Source organism: Piscinibacter lacus (assembly GCF_016735685.1).
In the GTDB taxonomy this organism is placed as follows: Bacteria; Pseudomonadota; Gammaproteobacteria; order Burkholderiales; family Burkholderiaceae_C; genus Aquariibacter; species Aquariibacter lacus.
In genome coordinates this window covers 601686-619010 of the sequence record NZ_JAERRA010000002.1, presented here as the reverse complement: position 1 = coordinate 619010, position 17325 = coordinate 601686, and the positions used below count along the sequence as shown (strand labels likewise).

The 17325-nt window shown below is 72.0% G+C and carries 18 protein-coding genes and 2 pseudogenes; all 20 read right to left on the bottom strand.

All coding sequences use genetic code 11. The features are described from left to right. Window positions 1-126: 126 nt before the first annotated feature. The 20 genes and pseudogenes from JI742_RS13235 to mraY all read right to left on the bottom strand — a co-directional run bounded on the left by JI742_RS13235 (window position 127) and on the right by mraY (window position 17323). Window positions 127-630 (bottom strand): methyltransferase family protein, encoded by a 504-nt coding sequence (locus JI742_RS13235; protein WP_201827637.1) that lies wholly within the window; start codon window positions 628-630, stop codon window positions 127-129. Next, on the bottom strand, window positions 627-1853 hold the full coding sequence (gspF, locus tag JI742_RS13230; RefSeq protein ID WP_201827635.1) for a type II secretion system inner membrane protein GspF: 1227 nt from the start codon (window positions 1851-1853) through the stop codon (window positions 627-629). The genes JI742_RS13235 and gspF overlap by 4 nt, the downstream gene beginning before the upstream one ends. Window positions 1854-1871: 18 nt before the next feature. Beyond that, window positions 1872-2657 carry a twin-arginine translocase subunit TatC gene (gene tatC, locus JI742_RS13225; protein ID WP_201827631.1) on the bottom strand — a complete coding sequence of 262 codons (786 nt, stop codon included), beginning with the start codon at window positions 2655-2657 and terminating at the stop codon, window positions 1872-1874. Between the two features lie 48 nt (window positions 2658-2705). Further along, window positions 2706-2846: pseudogene (gene tatB / locus JI742_RS14175) on the bottom strand (Sec-independent protein translocase protein TatB); the annotation flags it as partial. A 119-nt stretch (window positions 2847-2965) separates the two neighbouring features. Continuing rightward, window positions 2966-3197 (bottom strand): annotated as a pseudogene (gene tatB / locus JI742_RS14170) (Sec-independent protein translocase protein TatB); the annotation flags it as partial. 29 nt (window positions 3198-3226) lie between these two features. Then, a complete protein-coding gene (gene tatA, locus JI742_RS13215; protein ID WP_201827625.1) occupies window positions 3227-3487 on the bottom strand; it encodes a Sec-independent protein translocase subunit TatA in 261 nt (86 codons plus the stop codon). A gap of 68 nt (window positions 3488-3555) precedes the next feature. Beyond that, the gene (locus JI742_RS13210) at window positions 3556-3903 is read right to left on the bottom strand and encodes a histidine triad nucleotide-binding protein (RefSeq protein ID WP_201827622.1); all 348 of its coding nucleotides are present in this window, start codon (window positions 3901-3903) and stop codon (window positions 3556-3558) included. Window positions 3904-3920: 17 nt separating this feature from the next. Next, on the bottom strand, window positions 3921-4298 hold the full coding sequence (locus JI742_RS13205; protein WP_201827617.1) for a DUF4870 family protein: 378 nt from the start codon (window positions 4296-4298) through the stop codon (window positions 3921-3923). A 37-nt stretch (window positions 4299-4335) separates the two neighbouring features. After that, the gene (locus JI742_RS13200) at window positions 4336-4692 is read right to left on the bottom strand and encodes a phosphoribosyl-ATP diphosphatase (RefSeq protein WP_201827615.1); all 357 of its coding nucleotides are present in this window, start codon (window positions 4690-4692) and stop codon (window positions 4336-4338) included. Then, window positions 4689-5150, bottom strand: coding sequence for a phosphoribosyl-AMP cyclohydrolase (gene hisI / locus JI742_RS13195; RefSeq protein WP_201827611.1), 462 nt, complete (start codon window positions 5148-5150; stop codon window positions 4689-4691). Before hisI ends, JI742_RS13200 begins: the two co-directional genes overlap by 4 nt. Next, a complete protein-coding gene (gene hisF, locus JI742_RS13190; RefSeq protein ID WP_201827609.1) occupies window positions 5147-5926 on the bottom strand; it encodes an imidazole glycerol phosphate synthase subunit HisF in 780 nt (259 codons plus the stop codon). The genes hisI and hisF overlap by 4 nt, the downstream gene beginning before the upstream one ends. An 84-nt stretch (window positions 5927-6010) precedes the next feature. Further along, the gene (gene ftsZ, locus JI742_RS13185) at window positions 6011-7246 is read right to left on the bottom strand and encodes a cell division protein FtsZ (RefSeq protein WP_201827607.1); all 1236 of its coding nucleotides are present in this window, start codon (window positions 7244-7246) and stop codon (window positions 6011-6013) included. A 63-nt stretch (window positions 7247-7309) separates the two neighbouring features. After that, entirely contained in the window at window positions 7310-8539 is a 1230-nt protein-coding gene (ftsA, locus tag JI742_RS13180; RefSeq protein WP_201827605.1) for a cell division protein FtsA, read from the bottom strand. An 8-nt stretch (window positions 8540-8547) separates the two neighbouring features. Beyond that, window positions 8548-9357 carry a cell division protein FtsQ/DivIB gene (locus JI742_RS13175; protein ID WP_201827603.1) on the bottom strand — a complete coding sequence of 270 codons (810 nt, stop codon included), beginning with the start codon at window positions 9355-9357 and terminating at the stop codon, window positions 8548-8550. A 10-nt stretch (window positions 9358-9367) separates the two neighbouring features. After that, complete coding sequence (locus tag JI742_RS13170) at window positions 9368-10384, bottom strand: D-alanine--D-alanine ligase (RefSeq protein WP_201827601.1); 1017 nt, start codon at window positions 10382-10384, stop codon at window positions 9368-9370. Next, window positions 10381-11820: a UDP-N-acetylmuramate--L-alanine ligase gene (gene murC / locus JI742_RS13165; RefSeq protein WP_201827599.1), complete on the bottom strand. Its 1440-nt coding sequence runs from the start codon at window positions 11818-11820 to the stop codon at window positions 10381-10383. Before murC ends, JI742_RS13170 begins: the two co-directional genes overlap by 4 nt. Continuing rightward, a complete protein-coding gene (murG, locus tag JI742_RS13160; RefSeq protein ID WP_201827597.1) occupies window positions 11817-12920 on the bottom strand; it encodes an undecaprenyldiphospho-muramoylpentapeptide beta-N-acetylglucosaminyltransferase in 1104 nt (367 codons plus the stop codon). The genes murC and murG overlap by 4 nt, the downstream gene beginning before the upstream one ends. After that, window positions 12917-14191 carry a putative lipid II flippase FtsW gene (gene ftsW, locus JI742_RS13155; RefSeq protein ID WP_201827595.1) on the bottom strand — a complete coding sequence of 425 codons (1275 nt, stop codon included), beginning with the start codon at window positions 14189-14191 and terminating at the stop codon, window positions 12917-12919. The genes murG and ftsW overlap by 4 nt, the downstream gene beginning before the upstream one ends. Then, window positions 14188-16122, bottom strand: a complete 1935-nt coding sequence (gene murD, locus JI742_RS13150; protein ID WP_201828003.1) for a UDP-N-acetylmuramoyl-L-alanine--D-glutamate ligase — start codon at window positions 16120-16122, stop codon at window positions 14188-14190. Before murD ends, ftsW begins: the two co-directional genes overlap by 4 nt. Window positions 16123-16141: 19 nt before the next feature. Continuing rightward, a complete protein-coding gene (gene mraY / locus JI742_RS13145; protein ID WP_201827593.1) occupies window positions 16142-17323 on the bottom strand; it encodes a phospho-N-acetylmuramoyl-pentapeptide-transferase in 1182 nt (393 codons plus the stop codon). Between the last annotated feature and the right edge of the window lie 2 nt (window positions 17324-17325).

Genomic DNA, 17325 nt, shown 5'->3' with positions numbered 1-17325 from the left:
ATTCCAGCAGAAGCCCCGGGGTTTCAGGCCCGCAACAGCGGGGGGAATCCGGGCTTCCGCGCCGGGCGGGCTTGTGCAAGCCACATGCCACCCGGCGGCCGGCCGGCAGGGCCCCGGGACCCGGGCTCAGCGCTTGCGCAGCCTCGGCAGGAAGCGCCCGCGCGCGCGGGCAAAAGCCGGGTATTCGGGATGGACGCGGGCCATCCAGGCCTCTTCCATCACCGCCTTCTGCTGCAACACCCCCGCCAGCGCGACCAGCAGGGCGGCAGCCAGCAGGCCCGGGCCGGCCAGCAGCAGCGCCGCCATGCCGCAGAGCAGCACGGCGCTGTACATGGGGTGGCGCAGCCAGCGGTAGGGGCCGCCGCGCACCAGCCGGCCGCCGGCCTGCGGCTCCGGGTGGATGCGGAAATTGCCCAGGCGCTGCGCGCCGACCGCGGCCGCCATCAGCCCCAGTCCGGCCAGGCCCAGGCCGATGGCCGCAGCGCGGCGCAGGCCCGAGGCCTCGGCCCAGCCCCCGGCCGCCAGGGTCAGCAAGCCGGCGATCAGCAGGAATTGCAGGGCCACCAGCCACTGGCCGCGGCGGCGGGCGGCTGACTCGCTGCCGCCGGGCAGGCCGGGCGGGGGCTTCATCGCACCCAGGTGTTCAGCTCGATGATCGGCAGCAGCACGGCCAGCACGATCACCATCACCACCACGCCCATGCCGACGACGAGCAGCGGCTCCAGCAGCGTGGCCACGGCCATCGCGCGGCGCTGCACCTCGGCGCCGAGCTGGCCGGCGGCGCGTTCGAGCATCTCGCCCAGGCGGCCGGTCTGCTCGCCCAGCCGGGCGAACATGGCCAGCAGGCCGGGAAAGCGCTTCTTGCCGGCGAGGGCGGCGGCCAGCGGCGCGCCCTCGCGCACCTGCACCAGGGCGGCCAGGGCATCGGCGCGCATGGCGCGGTTGTTCAGCGTCTCGGCCGCGGCTTGCAGGGCCTTCAGGATGGGCACGCCCGCGCCGGCCAGCAGGGCCAGGGTGGCCGCGAAGCGGGCCGCGTTGTAGCCGCGCGCCAGGCGGCCGATCAGCGGCAGGCCCAGCCAGGCCGCATCGAAGCGCAGGCGGAAAGCCTCTTGCCGCCGCGCTTGCAGCAGGCTCAGCACCGCGCCGGTGCCCAGCAGCAGGCAGACCAGGCCCCATTGCCGCACGAAGTCGCTGACGGCCAGCATCGCCACCGTCAGGAAGGGCAGGGCGCGCTTGCTGCCGGCGAAGACGCCCGCCACCTGCGGCACCACGTAGCTGACGAGGAAGGCGACGATCAGCACCGCGATGCCCGAGACGATGGCCGGGTAGAGCGCCGCGCCGATCAGCTTGGCGCGCAGGGCCTGGCGGGCTTCCAGATCCTCGGCCAGGCGTTCCAGCACGGCGCCGAGCGCGCCGGTCTGCTCGCCCGCGGCGACCACCGCGCGATACACATCGTCGAACTCGCGCGGATGCGCGGCCAGCGCGCGGGCGAAGGGGCTGCCGCCATTGACCTCGGCCCGCAGCTCGGCCAGCAGCTCGCGCAGCGGGGCGCCCTCGGCCTCCTCGGCCAGCGCGGTCAGCGCGCGTTCCAGGGGCAGGCCGGCGCCGACCAGGCCGGCAAGCTGCCGCGTCCACAGCGCCAGGCCGTTGCCCGAGAAGATGCGCCGCCGCAGGCTGAAGCTGCGTCCGGCCCCGGCTTCGGAAGCCGGCCCCGCCGCCACCGGCGAGACCGCCATCGGCACCAGGCCCTGGGCGCGCAGCAGGCTGCGCAGGGCGCGGGCGTTGTCGGCTTCCAGCAGGCCCTTGCGGGCATGGCCTTCGGCGTCGAGCGCCTCGTAGCGGTAGGCCGGCATCGGAAGGGGCCTGGGCGATCAGGCGGCCGGCGGGCTGTCGGCCTCGGGCGCGCGGGTGTGCTTGAGGAAGATCTGCGCCGCCCAGATGCCCACCTCGTAGAGCAGGCACATCGGGATGGCCAGGGCAAGCTGCGAGATCACGTCCGGCGGCGTGACGATAGCCGAGAGGATGAAGGCGCCGACGATGAAGTAGCTGCGGAACTTGCGAAGCTGCTCGACCGTGACCATGCCCACCCGCACCAGCACGACCACCGCCACCGGCACCTCGAAGGCCAGGCCGAAGACGAGGAAGAGCGTGATCACGAAGCTGAAGTACTGCTCGATGTCCGGCGCGGCCGAGATGCTGCTGGGCGCGAAGCTCTGGATGAACTGCGACATGCCCGGGATCACGATGAAGTAGCAGAAGGCCACGCCCGAGAAGAACAGCAGCGTGCTCGACACCACCAGGGGCAGCACCAGCTTCTTCTCGTGGCTGTAGAGCCCGGGCGCGACGAAGGCCCAGACCTGGTAAAGCACCGCCGGCAGCGCGATCATGAAGGCGGCCATCAGCGTCATCTTCAGCGGCACCAGGATCGGGGAGATCACATTGGTGGCGATCAGCGTGGTGCCCGGCTTGAGGTGGGCCACCAGCGGCGCGGCCAGCAGGTCGTAGAGCGCCGAGGGCCCCGGCCAGACGGCCAGCACCGCAAAGGCGATGCCGACCGCGATCAGCGCACGGATCAGGCGGTCGCGCAGCTCGATCAGGTGGGCGACGAAGGGCTGCTCGCTGCCTTCAAGCTCGTCGCGGGGTTCGGGAGTGCTCACGCTTGCGGGGACGGCAATAGGGGGCGGGGCCGCTTGGCCCCGCGGGCATCAGCGCGAGGGACGCGGCGGACGGAATCGGGCCACCCGCGCGGCGCCGGACTGCACATGGCCGCGCACGCCGTGGCGCTGGCGGTACCACTGCGGCACGGCGGCCTGCTTGGCCCGCCAGTTCTTGCGGGGCGACTTGGCCCCCGGGGGCTCGCGCAGGGTGTCGCTGTAGGCGCCGGGGGTCTCGATGGACTGGACCGCGTTGTCCAGCGATTCCCAGCCCGGGTCGAGCGCGGCCTGGGTGTCGCGCAGCTCCTGCTGGACGGTCTGCTCGACATTGCGGGCGGCGCTCTCGACGTCGCGGCGCATCTTCTGCAGCTCCTCGACCTCCATCGAGCGGTTGACCTCGGCCTTCACGTCCGCCACGTAGCGCTGGGCCTTGCCCAGCAGGTGGCCGACGGTGCGGGCCACCTTGGGCAGCTTCTCGGGGCCGATGACGATCAGCGCCACCGCGCCGATCAGCGCAAGTTTGTCGAAGCCGAAATCGATCATCGCCAGGCGGTCGTCGCGTCCGTCGTGGCTCAGCCGCGGGTCTTGGCGTCGACGTCGACGGTGCGGGCCGCGTCGGCGGCCGACTGGGCCGTGACCTGGGCCGGTGCGGCCGGGCTGGCCGAGGCGTCAGCAGCGGTCGAGGCGGCCGTGCTGCCGTCCTTCATGCCGTCCTTGAAGCCCTTGACCGCGCCGCCGAGGTCGCCGCCGATGTTCTTGAGCTTCTTGGTGCCGAAGACCAGCACCACGATGAGCAGCACGACCAGCCAGTGCCAGATGCTGAAGGAACCCATGTCAGATCTCCTGTGAACCCGCGCCAGCGGGCCAAAGTGGCAAGTTTAGGGGAGGGGCGATGACAGCTTCAGCCGCGGGCCCAGGGGCGGGGCCCGCCCATGAAGTGCAGGTGCAGGTGGCCCACTTCCTGGCCGCCGTCGGCGCCGGTGTTCACGATGGTGCGAAAGCCGTTCGTCACGCCCAGTTCGGCCATCAGCCGCACGCCCACCGTCATCATGTGGCCCAGCAGGCCGGCATGCTCGAGGCCGACCTCGGCGAGCGAGGCGATGTGCTGCTTGGGAATGATCAGGATGTGCACCGGCGCCCAGGGGGCGATGTCGTGGAAGGCGAGCACTTGCTCATCCTCGAAGGCCTTGCGGGCGGGAATCTTGCCTTCGACGATCTTGCAGAAGATGCAGTTCGGGTCCTGGCTCATGGGGCGTGCTTTCGGTTTCAGGCCGGCTCGTCGATCGGCCGTTGGTCGTTCAGGTGGATCCAGCCGCGCACGATGCGCACCAGGAACCAGAGGGAGATGCCGGTCCAGGCCAGCCAGCCCGGCAGCACGAAAAGGAACCACAGCGGGAAGGTCAGCACATAGAGCCCGCCGGCCCACAGCACGCTGTGGATGCGCCAGCGGAAGTGGCTGGCCTGCCAGGTGCCGGCGGCTTCCTCGCGCTTGACCAGGTCGAGCACGATGGCGATCAGCAGCAGCAGGATGCCCGGCTGCAGGGTGGGGATCAGCGCCCCCACCGCCACGACGGCATGCAGCAGGTAGCTGACCACGCCCACCGTGCGCAGGGCGCGTTCCTGGTCTTCGGGCAGCACGATCATGGCGGGCTCGGCAACAGGGGTGGGCGGGGCGGGGGCTTCAGGGTTCGCCTGCCTCGCGGGCCTGGGCCTTGCGCGCGGCGAACTCCTCCAGACCGGAGAGTCCCTCGCGGCGCCGCAGTTCCGCCAGCACCTCGGCCGGCCGCACGCCGGCATCGGCCAGCGCGATCAGGGCATGGAACCACAGGTCGGCGGCCTCGTAGACCACCTGCTGCCGCTCGCCGCCCTTGGCAGCAATCACCAGCTCGGTGGCTTCCTCGCCGACCTTCTTCAGGATGCTGTCGCGGCCCTTGTGGAAAAGGCGGGCGACGTAGCTCTTGTCGGGGTCGCCACCGCGGCGCTGGGCGATCACATCGGCCAGGCGCTCCAGGGTGTCGTCGCTGCTCGGCTGGCTCATCGGTTGTAGATGGTTTCGGGATCCTTGAGCACCGGCTCGACGGTTTGCCACTGCGCCTCGGCGCCCTGGCCCTCCAGGCGCTGGAAGAAGCAGGCGTGCCGGCCGGTGTGGCAGGCGATGCCGGGTTCGTGCCCGAGCTGGGTGACCTTCAGTAGCACCACGTCCTGGTCGCAGTCCAGGCGGATCTCGTGGACCTGCTGCACATGGCCGCTTTCCTCGCCCTTGCGCCACAGGCGCTGGCGCGAGCGGCTGTAGTAAACGGCGCGGCCCAGCTCGGCGGTCAGGGCCAGGGCCTCGCGGTTCATCCACGCGAACATCAGCACGTCGCCGCTGCCCTGCTCCTGGGCGATCACCGGCACCAGGCCGTCTGCATCCCAGCGCACGGCGTCCAGCCAGGCGCCGGCGGGCTGGGTGGGCAGGGTGGCCGGGCGCTCGGCCGGGTTTGCGTCCGCGCTCATTGCCGCACCGGGATGCCCCGGCTCGCCATCAGGGCCTTGGCCTCGCCGACGGTGTGGTCGCCGTAGTGGAAGATGCTCGCGGCCAGCACGGCATCGGCGCGGCCCAGGGTCACGCCGTCGGCCAGGTCGTCGAGCTTGCCGACGCCGCCCGAGGCGATCACCGGTACCGGCACGGCATCGCTCACCGCGCGGGTCAGGTCCAGGTCGAAGCCGCTGCGCGTGCCGTCGCGGTCCATGCTGGTCAGCAGGATCTCGCCGGCGCCGAACTCGGCCATCTGCCGCGCCCAGGCCACGGCATCGAGGTGCATGTTCTTGCGGCCGCCGTGGGTGTAGACATCCCAGCCGGGGCCCTTGGCCGCAAGGTCTTCGCCGCTGCGGCGCTTGGCGTCGATGGCGACCACGATGCACTGCGCGCCGTAGCGTTCGCTGGCCTCGCGGATCAGCGCGGGCCGCGCGACGGCGGCGGAATTGAAGCTCACCTTGTCGGCCCCGGCATTGAGCAGCCGGCGCACGTCCTCGACGCTGCGCACGCCGCCGCCGACCGTCAGCGGAATGAAGACCTGCGAGGCCACCGCCTCGATGATGGGCAGGATCAGGTCGCGGCCGTCGCTGGTGGCGGTGATGTCGAGGAAGGTCAGCTCGTCGGCGCCCTGCTCGTTGTAGCGGGCCGCGATCTCCACCGGGTCGCCGGCATCGCGCAGCTCGACGAAGTTGATGCCCTTGACGACGCGACCACCGGTCACGTCCAGGCAGGGAATGATGCGTTTGGCGAGCATGATGGACTCAGTGTAGGCCCGGGGCGGCGCCCGCCGCGCCGCCCCGACCGGGACGCCCGCCCCCGCGGGCGTCCGGCCCCCGCCTCAGTCGGCCTGCTTGCGCAGGAAGGCGGGGATGTCGTAGTCCTCGACGCCGTTGTTCGACAGGGCCTCGACCCGCGCCGCCGCCGTGCGGCCATTGCGCCAGACGCTGGGCACGGCGCTGGTGTCGTAGGGCTGGGTGGGCGTGGCCGCGCCGGACGGGCCGTTCATCGTCACCGACAGGCTGCTCATCGGCGCGCCGACCAGGTGGTCGGTGCCCGTGCGCTGCAGCGGCTGGGCCGCCGGCGTGGTGTGCACCACGCTGATCGGCTGCTGGCGCTTGGCATCGGACAGGCCGGTGGCGATCACGGTCACGCGCAACTGGTCGCCCAGGCTCTCGTCGTAGGCGGCGCCGAAGATGACATGCGCGTCCTCATGCGCGTACTTGCGGATCGCGTTCATCGCATTGCGGCTCTCCGACAGCTTGAGCGTGCCCTTGCTCGCCGCGATCAGCACCAGTACGCCGCGCGCGCCCGACAGGTCGATGCCCTCCAGCAGCGGGCAGGCCACGGCCGAGTCGGCGGCCTTGGTCGCGCGGTCCGGACCGCTGGCCGTGGCCGTGCCCATCATGGCCTTGCCGGGCTCGCTCATCACCGTCTTCACGTCCTCGAAGTCGACATTGATCGAGGCATCGACATTGATGATGTCCGCGATGCCGCCGACCGCGTTCTTCAGCACGTTGTTGGCTTCCTGGAAAGCCTGGTCCTGGGTGATGTCGTCGCCCAGCACCTCCAGCAGCTTCTCGTTGAGCACGACGATCAGGCTGTCGACATTGGCCTCCAGCTCGGCCAGGCCGGCCTCGGCCTGCTTGGTGCGACGCGCGCCCTCGAACTCGAAGGGCTTGGTCACCACGCCGACGGTGAGGATGCCCATCTCCTTGGCGATGCGCGCGATCACCGGCGCCGCACCCGTGCCGGTGCCGCCGCCCATGCCCGCGGTCAGGAAGACCATGTTGGCGCCTGCGATCGCGTTGCGGATGCGCTCCTCGGCCTCGTGCGCGGCGGCGCGGCCCGCATCGGGCTTGCCGCCCGCGCCCAGGCCGTTGGCGCCGAGCTGGATGATCACGTCGGCCGCGCTGCGGTTCAGGGCCTGCTTGTCGGTGTTCGCGCAGATGAACTCCACGCCCTGGACCCCGGTTTCGATCATGTGCGCGACGGCATTGCCGCCGCCCCCGCCGACGCCGATCACTTTGATCCGCGTGTCGATCGGGTTGTCTTCGAGCATCTCGATGGTGGTCATGGGGGGTCCTCCTGGGGGTCTGACGGGTGGGGCGGGTGAGATGGGTTGGCTGGATTTCGCGGCTCAGAAGTTGCCGACGAACCAGTCCTTGATGCGGCCAAAGAGCGTGGTGACGGATCCGGCCTGCTGCGCGGCCTTGAAGCCGCGGCTGCGGGCGAGACGGGCCTCTTCGAGCAGGCCCATCACGGTGGCGGAACGGGGGTTGGCGACCATGTCGAACAGGGCGCCGCTGTAGGTCGGGGTGCCCTTGCGCACGGGCTTGAGGAAGATGTCCTCGGCCAGCTCGACCATGCCCGGCATCACCGCCGAGCCGCCGGTCAGCACGATGCCGCTGGACAGCAGTTCCTCGTAGCCGCTTTCGCGGATGACCTGGTGCACGAGCGAGAAGATCTCCTCGATGCGCGGCTCGATCACGCCGGCCAGGGCCTGGCGGCTGAGCATGCGCGGCGCGCGGTCGCCCAGCCCCGGCACCTCGACCTGGTCGGCCGGGTCGGCCAGCAACTGCTTGGCGATGCCGTACTCGACCTTGATCTCCTCGGCATCCTTGGTCGGCGTGCGCAGCGCCATCGCGATGTCGCTGGTGATCAGGTCGCCGGCGATGGGGATGACCGCGGTGTGGCGCACCGAGCCGTCGGTGAAGATCGACACATCGGTCGTGCCCGCGCCGATGTCGACCAGGGCCACGCCCAGGGCCTTCTCGTCCTCGGTCAGCACCGCATGGCTGGAGGCGCTGGGGTTGAGCACCAGCATCTCCACTTCCAGCCCGCAGCGGCGCACGCACTTGATGATGTTCTCGGCCGCGCTCTGCGCGCCGGTGACCAGGTGCACCTTCACTTCCAGCCGGCCGCCGGACATGCCGATCGGCTCCTTGACCTCGTGGCCGTCGATCACGAATTCCTGCGGCTCGACGAGCAGCAGGCGCTGGTCGTTGGGGATGTTGATGGCCTTGGCCGTCTCGACCACGCGCGAGACATCGATGGGCGTGACCTCCTTGTCGCGCACGATCACCATGCCGGTGGAGTTCTGGCCGCGGATGTGGCTGCCGGTGATGCCGGTGTGCACCCGGGTGATCTTGCAGTCGGCCATCATCTCGGCCTCCTTCAAGGCCTGCTGGATGGCCTGCACCGTCGCGTCGATGTTGACCACCACGCCGCGCTTGAGGCCGCTGGACGGCGCGATGCCCAGCCCGGCCACCCGCAGGTCGCCGTCGGGCATGACCTCGGCCACCACCGCCATCACCTTGGCGGTGCCGATGTCGAGTCCGACGACGAGGTCTTTGCTTTCCTTGGCCATGGGCGTTCTCAGTTCGTGGGCTTCTCGCCGGGCGCGAGCGTGCCCAGGCCGCGCAGGCGCAGGGCATAGCCGGCGGCATGGCGCAGGTCGGCCTGGGCCAGGGGGCGGTCGTGCTGGCGGATCAGCTCCTGCGCGGTCGCCACGAAGGCCCGGGTGCGCAACGCCAGCTCCTCGGGGCTGCCGCGGCCGAATTCGACGACCGCGCCCTCGCCCAGCTCGCCACGCCAGGAGCCGCGCGGCGTCAGCGCCAGGCTGCGCAGCTCCGTGTGCATGGGCTCGAAGAGCGGCGACAGCGTGCGCCACATCGCCAGCATCGCGGCCGAATGGCGGGCGGGGCCGACGAGGGTCGGCAGCGGCAGGTCCTCGACATCGCCGGCATTGGCCTCGAACAGCTCGCCCTGCTGGTTGACGAGGCGCTCGACGCCATCGTCGCCGCGCCACAGCGCGGCCGGCTGGTGCTCCTCCAGCCGCACGGCCAGGCGGTCCGGCCAGACACGCCGCACCATCGCGCGCCGCACCCAGGGCACGGTCTCGAAGGCGGTCTGCGCGGCATCCAGGTCGAGGGTGAAGAAATTGCCCTCCAGCCGCGGCAGGGCCTGGCGGCGCAGCGCGGCGGCGCTGCCGCGCTCCAGCGGCTGCTCCACCACCAGGCGCTGCAGCGCGAAGGCCGGCTGCTGCACCAGCAGGCCCAGTCCGGCCACCAGCAGCAGCAGGCCGGCCAGCGCGAACAGCGCGGTGCCGGCGCGCTGCATCAGGCGCACGTCGCCCGGCAGCGGGCGGGCGACCTGCACGGGGCGGGGGCGGCGGAGTTCGGGCATGGCGGCGGGCTCAGGCCTGCGGCGGCGTGTCGAGCGCGGCCTGCGACAGCAGGTGGCTGCACAGGGCCTCGTAGCTCATGCCGGCCTCGCGGGCCGACATGGGTACCAGCGAATGGCCGGTCATGCCCGGCGAGGTGTTCATCTCCAGCAGGAAGACCTTGCGGTCGCTGCGGCGGATCATCAGATCGGCCCGGCCCCAGCCGCGGCAGCCCAGCGCGCGGTAGGCCTCCAGGGCCAGGCGCTGGACGGCGCGCTCCTCGGCGGCCGGCAGGCCGCTCGGGCAGAGGTAGCGCACCTCGTCGGTGAAGTACTTGTTCTTGTAGTCGTAGCCGGCCTCGGGCGGCACGATGCGGATCACCGGCAGGGCATGGGCCGATTCGCCCGCGCCCAGCACCGGGCAGGTGACTTCCTCGCCGTCGATGAAGGCTTCGCACAGCAGGTCGGCGTCGTACTTCGCGGCCAGGGCCACGGCGGCCGGCAGGTCCTCGGCCCGCATGACTTTGCTGATGCCGATCGACGAGCCCTCGCGCGGCGGCTTCACCACCAGCGGCAGGCCGAGCTGCTTGAGCACCTCGGCCTGCCGCTCGGGGCCGTGGTCGCCCGCGCGCAGGTGCACATGGGCCGGCGTGCTCAGGCCCTCGGCCAGGAAGATGCGCTTGCTCATCACCTTGTCCATCGCGATCGCGCTGGCCATCACGCCCGAGCCGGTGTAGGGGATGCCCAGCAGCTCCAGCGCGCCCTGCACGCAGCCGTCCTCGCCGTGGCGGCCGTGCAGGGCGATGAAGGCACGGTCGTAGCCGGCGCGCTTGAGCTCGTCGAGCGGCCGGTCGGCCGGGTCGAAGCCATGGGCATCGACGCCGCGGCCGCGCAGTGCGCTGAGCACGCCGCCGCCGGACATCAGCGAGATCTCGCGCTCGGCCGAGCGACCGCCGAAGAGCACGGCGACCTTGCCGAGCGCGGCCGGATCCACCGGCGGCGGCGGAAAGGTGGCGGCGGGGGAGCTGGGCAGGGCGGCGTCGGCACTCATCGGCGGGCGTCCTCGTGCAGGGCGGTCGAGCGGGGGGCGGGCAGGGCGGCCAGCAGCGCGGCGGGCAGGCCGCCGATCGAGCCGGCGCCCATGGTGATCAGCACATCGCCGTCGCGCAGCGTCTCGGCGGCGGCTTCGGGCATGGCGTCCATCGTGTCGACGAAGACCGGCTCGACCTTGCCGGCCACGCGCAGTGCACGGCTCAGCGCCCGGCCGTCGGCGGCGACGATGGGCGCCTCGCCGGCCGCATAGACCTCGGCCAGCAGCACGGCATCGGCCGTGCCCATGACCTTCACGAAGTCCTCGAAGCAGTCGCGCGTGCGGGTGTAGCGATGCGGCTGGAAGGCCAGCACCAGGCGCCGGCCGGGGAAGGCGCCGCGGGCGGCGGCCAGCACGGCGGCCATCTCGACCGGGTGGTGGCCGTAGTCGTCGATCAGGGTCGCGCGGCCGCCGTCGCGGGTGGCCAGCTCGCCATGGCGCTGGAAGCGCCGGCCGACGCCGGTGAAGGCGGCCAGCGCGGCCGCCAGCGGCTCGTCGGGCAGCTCCAGCTCGGTGGCCACGGCGATCGCGGCCAGGGCATTCAGCACGTTGTGGCGGCCCGGCAGGTTCAGGGTGATCGGCAGGTCCGGCATCACCATGCCGTTGCGGCGCTGGGCGATGAAGCGCATCTGCCCGCCGGGCAGGGCCTCGACCTCGACGGCGCGCACCTGCGCGTCCTCGCCGAAGCCGTAGCCGACCACCGGCCGCGAGATCATCGGCAGGATCGAGCGCACGCCCGGGTCGTCCACGCACAGGATGGCCGCGCCGTAGAAGGGCATGCGGTGCAGGAACTCGACGAAGGCCGCTTTCAGCCGCGCGAAGTCGTGGCCGTAGGTGTCCATGTGGTCGGCGTCGATGTTGGTGACGACGCTGAGCACCGGGTTGAGGTTCAGGAAGGAGGCATCGCTTTCGTCGGCCTCGACCACGATGAAGTCGCCCGCGCCCAGGCGCGAATTGGCGCCGGCGCTGAGCAGCTTGCCGCCGATGACGAAGGTCGGGTCCACGCCGGCTTCGGCCAGCACGCTGGCCACCAGCGAGGTCGTCGTCGTCTTGCCGTGCGTGCCGGCGATCGCGATGCCCTGCTTGAGTCGCATCAGCTCGGCCAGCATCACCGCGCGCGGCACCACCGGGATGCGGCGCGTGCGCGCGGCGATCACCTCGGGGTTGTCGCCCTTCACGGCCGTGCTGGTCACCACCGCCTCGGCGCCGGCGACATGCGCCGCGTCATGGCCGATGTGGATGCGGATGCCCAGGCCGGCCAGGCGCTTGGTGACCGCGCCGTCCGACTGGTCCGAGCCCGAGATGGCATAGCCGAGGTTGTGCAGGATCTCGGCGATGCCGCTCATGCCGGCGCCCCCGATGCCCACGAAGTGGATGTGCTTCACCGCATGTTTCATCGGGCCACCAGGATTTCGATTTCGTCGGCCACACGCGCAGCGGCGCGGGGCCGGGCCAGGGCGCGGGCGCGCTCGGCCATGGTCAGCAGGGTGGCGCGGTCCAGGCCGGCCAGGAGGTCGGCCAGGCGCTCGGGGCTCAGCTCGGTCTGCGGCAGGTGCAGGGCCGCGCCGTGCTGGGCCATGAACTGGGCGTTGTCGCGCTGGTGGGCGGTGGTGCGGGCGATGAAGGGCACCAGCACCGCGGGCACGCCGGCCGCGCAAAGCTCGCTGACGGTGATGGCGCCGGCCCGGCCGATCACCAGGTCGGCGGCGGCCAACTCGCGGGCCATGTCCTCGATGAAGGCGCGTACCTCCAGGCCGGCCTCGGGCTGCGGATCGAGCCCGGCGGCGCGGTAGGCGGCCTGCACGGCATCGCGGTTCAGGGCGCCGGTCTGGTGCAGCACCTGCGGGCGCTGCGCCGGCGCCAGCAGGGCCAGCGCGCGCGGCAGGGTGTCGTTCAGCACGCGCGCGCCCAGGCTGCCGCCGACCACCAGCAGCTTCAGCGGGCCGCTGCGGCCGGCATAGCGTTCGGCGGGGGCGGGCAGGGCCTCGATCTCGGCCCGCACCGGGTTGCCGGTGACCCGGCCGCGGCGGCCGGCGCGGGTGGCGTCGGCGCCCTCGAAGCCGAAGGCGATGCGGTCGGCCGCCGGGCCCAGGGCCCGGTTCGACAGCAGCAGGGCCGCATCGGCATTGACCAGCAGCAGCGGCTTGCCCAGCAGCGCGGCCATCAGTCCGCCGGGAAAGCAGACGTAGCCGCCCATGCCCAGCACCGCGTCGGCGCGGCGCGCGCGCAGGATGCGCAGGCTGTCCCAGAAGGCCTTGAGCAGGCGCAGGCTGCCGGTGGCCGTGTGCAGCCAGCCCTTGCCGCGCAGGCCGGTGAAGGCCAGGGTGTCCATTGGCAGGCCGCTGGGCGGCACCAGCTTCTGCTCCAGGCCGCTGGGTGTGCCCAGCCAGCTCACCGTCCAGCCCCGGGCCAGCATCTCGCGGGCCACGGCCAGGCCCGGGATCACGTGGCCGCCGGTGCCGGCGGCCATCACGACGAGGTGGCGCGCGCGGCTCATGCCCGGCCCCCGCGCATCAGTTGCCGGTTCTCGGCATCGACCCGCAGCACGATGGCGAGCGCGATCGCATTCATCACCAGGGCCGAGCCGCCGTAGCTCATCAGCGGCAGGGTCAGGCCCTTGGTCGGCAGCGCGCCCAGGTTCACGCCCATGTTGATGATGCCCTGGCCGCCCAGCCACAGGCCGATGCCCTGGCAGTAGAGGCCGGCGAAGACCCGGTCGAGCACGATGGACTGGCGGCCGATCACGAAGCAGCGCCGCACCATCCAGAAGAAGGCCAGCATCACCGCGACCAGGCCCACGAAGCCCAGCTCCTCGCCGATCACGGCGAGCAGGAAGTCGGTGTGCGGCTCGGGCAGGTAGTGCTGCTTCTCCAGGCTGTCGCCCAGGCCCTGGCCGAAGAGCTCGCCGCGGCCGAAGGCGATCAGCGACTGCGTGAGCTGGTAGGCCTTGCCCGCCGCATGGGTCGGCTCCCAGGGGCGCAGGTAGGCAAAGATGCGCGCGCTCTTTTCCTCGCTTGATGCGATCACCGCGACGAAGCTCAGCACCAGCACCGCCGCGCTCAGCAGGAACATGCGGCCGTTGACGCCGCCGAGGAAGAGCACGCCCATGGCGATCACCGCGATCACCATGAAGGCGCCCATGTCCGGCTCGCGCAGCAGCAGCACGCCCGTCACCGCCAGGGCCACGGCCATTGGCCAGACGGCGCGGAAGAACTTCTCCTTCACGTCCATCTTGCGCGTCATGTAGCTGGCGGCATAGAGCGCGATGGCGAGCTTGGCCAGCTCGCTGGGCTGGAAGTTGATGACCCCCAGCGGGATCCAGCGCCGCGCGTTGTTCACCACCTTGCCGATGCCCGGGATCAGCACCAGCACCAGCAGCAGCAGCGCGACCAGGAAGAACCAGGGCGCGGCCCGCTCCCAGGCGCTGACCGGCAGTTGCGCCGCCAGCAGGCCGGCCATCAGGGCCAGCAGCAGTTGCAGGCTGTGGCGCAGCAGGAAGTGATAGGGCTTGTAGCCCTCGTACTTCGGGCTGTCGGGCAGGGCGATGCTGGCGCTGTAGACCATCACCAGGCCGAGCAGCATCAGGCCCAGCACCACGCCGATCAGCGCCGTGTCCAGGCCGGCGGCCGGCCCCGGCGCGCTGCCGCCGTGCAGGCTGTCGCGCACCGGCAGCAGGCCCTGGCCCTCGCGACCGGCCGAGCGGCGGGCGCGCAGGGCCTCGCGCCAGGCGGCCAGGCGGGCTTGCAGGGCGGCGAGGAGGGACTTCATGCCAGCGTCGCCCCCCGCGCCAGGGCCAGGGCCTGCGCCGTGCGGGCGAAGACTTCGGCGCGGTGCGCGTAGTTGCGGAACATGTCGAGGCTGGCGCAGGCCGGGCTGAGCAGCAGCGCATCGCCGCTGCGGCATTGGGCGAAGGCCCATTCCGTCGCGTCTTCCAGCGTCGCGAAGCGGGCGCGCGGCAGGGCGGCGGCTCCGGGGTGGGCGAGGATCGCGGCTTCGATGGCCTCGGCATCGCGGCCGATCAGCGCGATCGCGCGGGCATGGGCGGCCAGCGGCGCGGCCAGCGGCGCGAAGTCCTGGCCCTTGCCGTCGCCGCCCAGCACGATGGCCAGGCGGCCGGGGGCCTTGTCCTCGCCCAGGCCGCGCAGCGCCGCCACGGTGGCGCCGACATTGGTGCCCTTGCTGTCGTCGACGATCTCGATGCCGTCGAGGATGCCCAGGGGCTCGACGCGGTGCGGCTCGCCGCGGTACTCGCGCAGGCCGTGCAGCATCGGCGCCAGCGGCAGGCCGGCGGCGCTGCACAGGGCCAGCGCCGCCAGGACGTTGGCATGGTTGTGGCGGCCGCGGATGCGCAGGGCATCGGCCGGCATCAGGCGTTGCAGCAGCAGCGGCTCGGCCTCCAGGTCGCGGCCGCGGCGCGGGGTGTCGTCGGCCGGCAGGGCGCGCACCAGCCAGGCGATGCCGCCCTCGCGCAGCAGGCCCCAGTCGCCCGGCGCCTGCGGCGCATCCAGGCCGAAGCGCTGCACCCGGCGCGCCTCGACGCGGCTGCGCTGGCCGCGGGCGGCCGGCTTGTGCACGCGGGGTTCGGGCACCAGGGCTTCGACGGCCGCATCGTCGCGGTTGACGATCATCACAGTCTCGCGGCCCTGCACGCTGGCCCAGCAGCCGTGGATGCGGCCCTTGGCCTGGGCATAGGCGGCCATCGTGCCGTGCCAGTCCAGATGGTCCTGGCTGAGGTTCAGCACGGCGGCCGCCGTCGGCCGGAAGCCGCCGGGGCCGTGGGCCACGCCGTCGAGCTGGAAGCTCGACAGCTCCAGCACCCAGACCTCGGGCAGCGCGCCGAACACCGCGGGGCGCGGCGCGGCGGGCGGCAGGGCAGCGGCTGCGGCGGGCTCGCTTGCGGTTTCGGCTTCGGTTTCGGCCTCGGCCTCGGCCTCGGCAGAGGGCAGGGCGATGGAGCCGGCCTCGGCGACCTCGGCCTGCGCGGCTTTGTCGCCTTCGGGCGTGACGGGAGTCTGGGCCGGGTCGGCGTCGACGGGGTCGGCGACGTCAGCAGCCGGGTCCGTCGAGGTCGCCGGGGCCTCGGCGGCCTGCGCTTCGACGGCATCAGCGGCCTCGACCGGCGCGACCCAGTCCGGCGCGAACAGGCCGCCGGCCGGCGCATCCCAGCCCGGCTGCTCGGCATCGAGCGCGGCGGCCAGGGTGTCGAGCAGGGTCGGGCCGACATTGCCGGCCACGGCCACGCGGCGGCCGGCGCGCTCCGCGAGCAGGCCGCAGAGCATGGTCGTCGTCGTCTTGCCGTTGGTGCCGGTGAGGGCGATCAGCCGGGGGGCATAGCGCAGCCGCGCTTCCAGCGTGGCCAGCGCGGCGGCGAAGAGGCCGAGCTCGCCTTCCACCTTGACCCCGCGCTCGGCCGCGGCGGCCAGCAGCGGCGCCAGGGCCGGGTCCGTGGGCGCCAGGCCGGGGCTCTTCAGCACGCGCTCGCAGCCGGCCAGCAGGGCCGGGTCGAAGCCCTGCACGCGGCGCGCGGCCGGCACATCGGCGGCCAGGCGCGCGGCCTGCGGCGGCTCGGCGCGGCTGTCGGCCACGGTGATCGCTGCGGCGCCCAGGCGCTGCGCCCAGCGCGCCATCGCCAGGCCCGAGTCGCCACAGCCCAGCACCAGCACATGCTGGCCGGCGAGCAGGTCGGGTTCGAAGGGCATGAGGCTCACCGCATGATCCTCAGCGCAGCTTCAGGCTGCTCAGGCCGATCAGGCAGAGCAGCATGGTGATGATCCAGAAGCGCACGACGACCTGCGTCTCCTTCCAGCCCCCCTTCTCGAAGTGGTGGTGCAGCGGCGCCATGCGCAGGATGCGCTGGCCGGTGCCGGTGCGGCGCTTGGTCCACTTGAACCAGCTCACTTGCAGCATCACCGACAGGGCCTCGACGACGAAGATGCCGCCCATGATGGCCAGCACGATTTCCTGCCGCACGATGACCGCGATGGTGCCGAGCGCGCCGCCCAGGGCCAGCGCGCCGACATCGCCCATGAAGACCTGGGCCGGATAGGCGTTGAACCACAGGAAGGCCAGGCCCGCGCCGGCCATGGCGGCGCAGAAGATCAGCAGCTCGCCGGCCCCCGGGATGTGCGGCAGCAGCAGGTAGTTGCTGAACACCGCATTGCCGGTCACGTAGGCGAACAGGCCCAGGGCCGAGCCGACCATCACCACCGGCATGATGGCCAGGCCGTCGAGCCCGTCGGTCAGGTTGACGGCATTGCTGCTGCCGACGATGACCACATAGGTCAGGATGATGAAGCCGGCCACGCCCAGCGGGTAGCTGACCTGCTTGAAGAAGGGCAGCAGCAGGTTGGTCTTGTCGGGCAGCTCGCTGGAGAAGCCGCTGACCACCCATTCGAGGAAGAGCTCCAGCACGCGCGCATTGGAGGTCTCGGCGATCGAGAACAGCAAGTAGAAGGCCGCCACGCCGCCGATCAGCGACTGCCAGAGGTACTTCTCGCGCGAGGACATGCCCTCGGGGTTCTTGTGCACGACCTTGCGCCAGTCGTCGGCCCAGCCGATGGCGCCGAAGCCGAAGGTCACGATCATCACGATCCAGACGAAGCGGTTGCTCCAGTCGAACCACAGCAGGGTGCTGACCGCGATGGACAGCAGGATGAGCACGCCGCCCATGGTGGGGGTGCCGGTCTTGGCCAGGTGTTCCTGGATGCCGTAGGCGCGCACTGGCTGGCCGATCTTCAGGGCGGTCAGGCGGCGGATGACGAAGGGCCCCAGGGCCATGCCGATCAGCAGGGCCGTCATCGCGGCCATCACCGCGCGGAAGGTCAGGTACTGCACCACGCGCAGGAAGCCGAAGCTCTGCGGATCGAATGCCTGCAGCCAGGCGGCGAAGGTCACCAGCATGG

Excerpts from the sequence above, each read along its gene's own strand:
- JI742_RS13235 (WP_201827637.1), bottom strand. The coding sequence starts at position 630 with ATGAAGCCCCCGCCCGGCCTGCCCGGCGGCAGCGAGTCAGCCGCCCGC.
- gspF (WP_201827635.1), bottom strand. The coding sequence starts at position 1,853 with ATGCCGGCCTACCGCTACGAGGCGCTCGACGCCGAAGGCCATGCCCGC.
- tatA (WP_201827625.1), bottom strand. The coding sequence starts at position 3,487 with ATGGGTTCCTTCAGCATCTGGCACTGGCTGGTCGTGCTGCTCATCGTG.
- JI742_RS13210 (WP_201827622.1), bottom strand. The coding sequence starts at position 3,903 with ATGAGCCAGGACCCGAACTGCATCTTCTGCAAGATCGTCGAAGGCAAG.
- JI742_RS13205 (WP_201827617.1), bottom strand. The coding sequence starts at position 4,298 with ATGATCGTGCTGCCCGAAGACCAGGAACGCGCCCTGCGCACGGTGGGC.
- JI742_RS13200 (WP_201827615.1), bottom strand. The coding sequence starts at position 4,692 with ATGAGCCAGCCGAGCAGCGACGACACCCTGGAGCGCCTGGCCGATGTG.
- hisI (WP_201827611.1), bottom strand. The coding sequence starts at position 5,150 with ATGAGCGCGGACGCAAACCCGGCCGAGCGCCCGGCCACCCTGCCCACC.
- hisF (WP_201827609.1), bottom strand. The coding sequence starts at position 5,926 with ATGCTCGCCAAACGCATCATTCCCTGCCTGGACGTGACCGGTGGTCGC.
- ftsZ (WP_201827607.1), bottom strand. The coding sequence starts at position 7,246 with ATGACCACCATCGAGATGCTCGAAGACAACCCGATCGACACGCGGATC.
- ftsA (WP_201827605.1), bottom strand. The coding sequence starts at position 8,539 with ATGGCCAAGGAAAGCAAAGACCTCGTCGTCGGACTCGACATCGGCACC.
- JI742_RS13175 (WP_201827603.1), bottom strand. The coding sequence starts at position 9,357 with ATGCCCGAACTCCGCCGCCCCCGCCCCGTGCAGGTCGCCCGCCCGCTG.
- JI742_RS13170 (WP_201827601.1), bottom strand. The coding sequence starts at position 10,384 with ATGAGTGCCGACGCCGCCCTGCCCAGCTCCCCCGCCGCCACCTTTCCG.
- murC (WP_201827599.1), bottom strand. The coding sequence starts at position 11,820 with ATGAAACATGCGGTGAAGCACATCCACTTCGTGGGCATCGGGGGCGCC.
- murG (WP_201827597.1), bottom strand. The coding sequence starts at position 12,920 with ATGAGCCGCGCGCGCCACCTCGTCGTGATGGCCGCCGGCACCGGCGGC.
- ftsW (WP_201827595.1), bottom strand. The coding sequence starts at position 14,191 with ATGAAGTCCCTCCTCGCCGCCCTGCAAGCCCGCCTGGCCGCCTGGCGC.
- murD (WP_201828003.1), bottom strand. The coding sequence starts at position 16,122 with ATGCCCTTCGAACCCGACCTGCTCGCCGGCCAGCATGTGCTGGTGCTG.
- mraY (WP_201827593.1), bottom strand. The coding sequence starts at position 17,323 with ATGCTGGTGACCTTCGCCGCCTGGCTGCAGGCATTCGATCCGCAGAGC.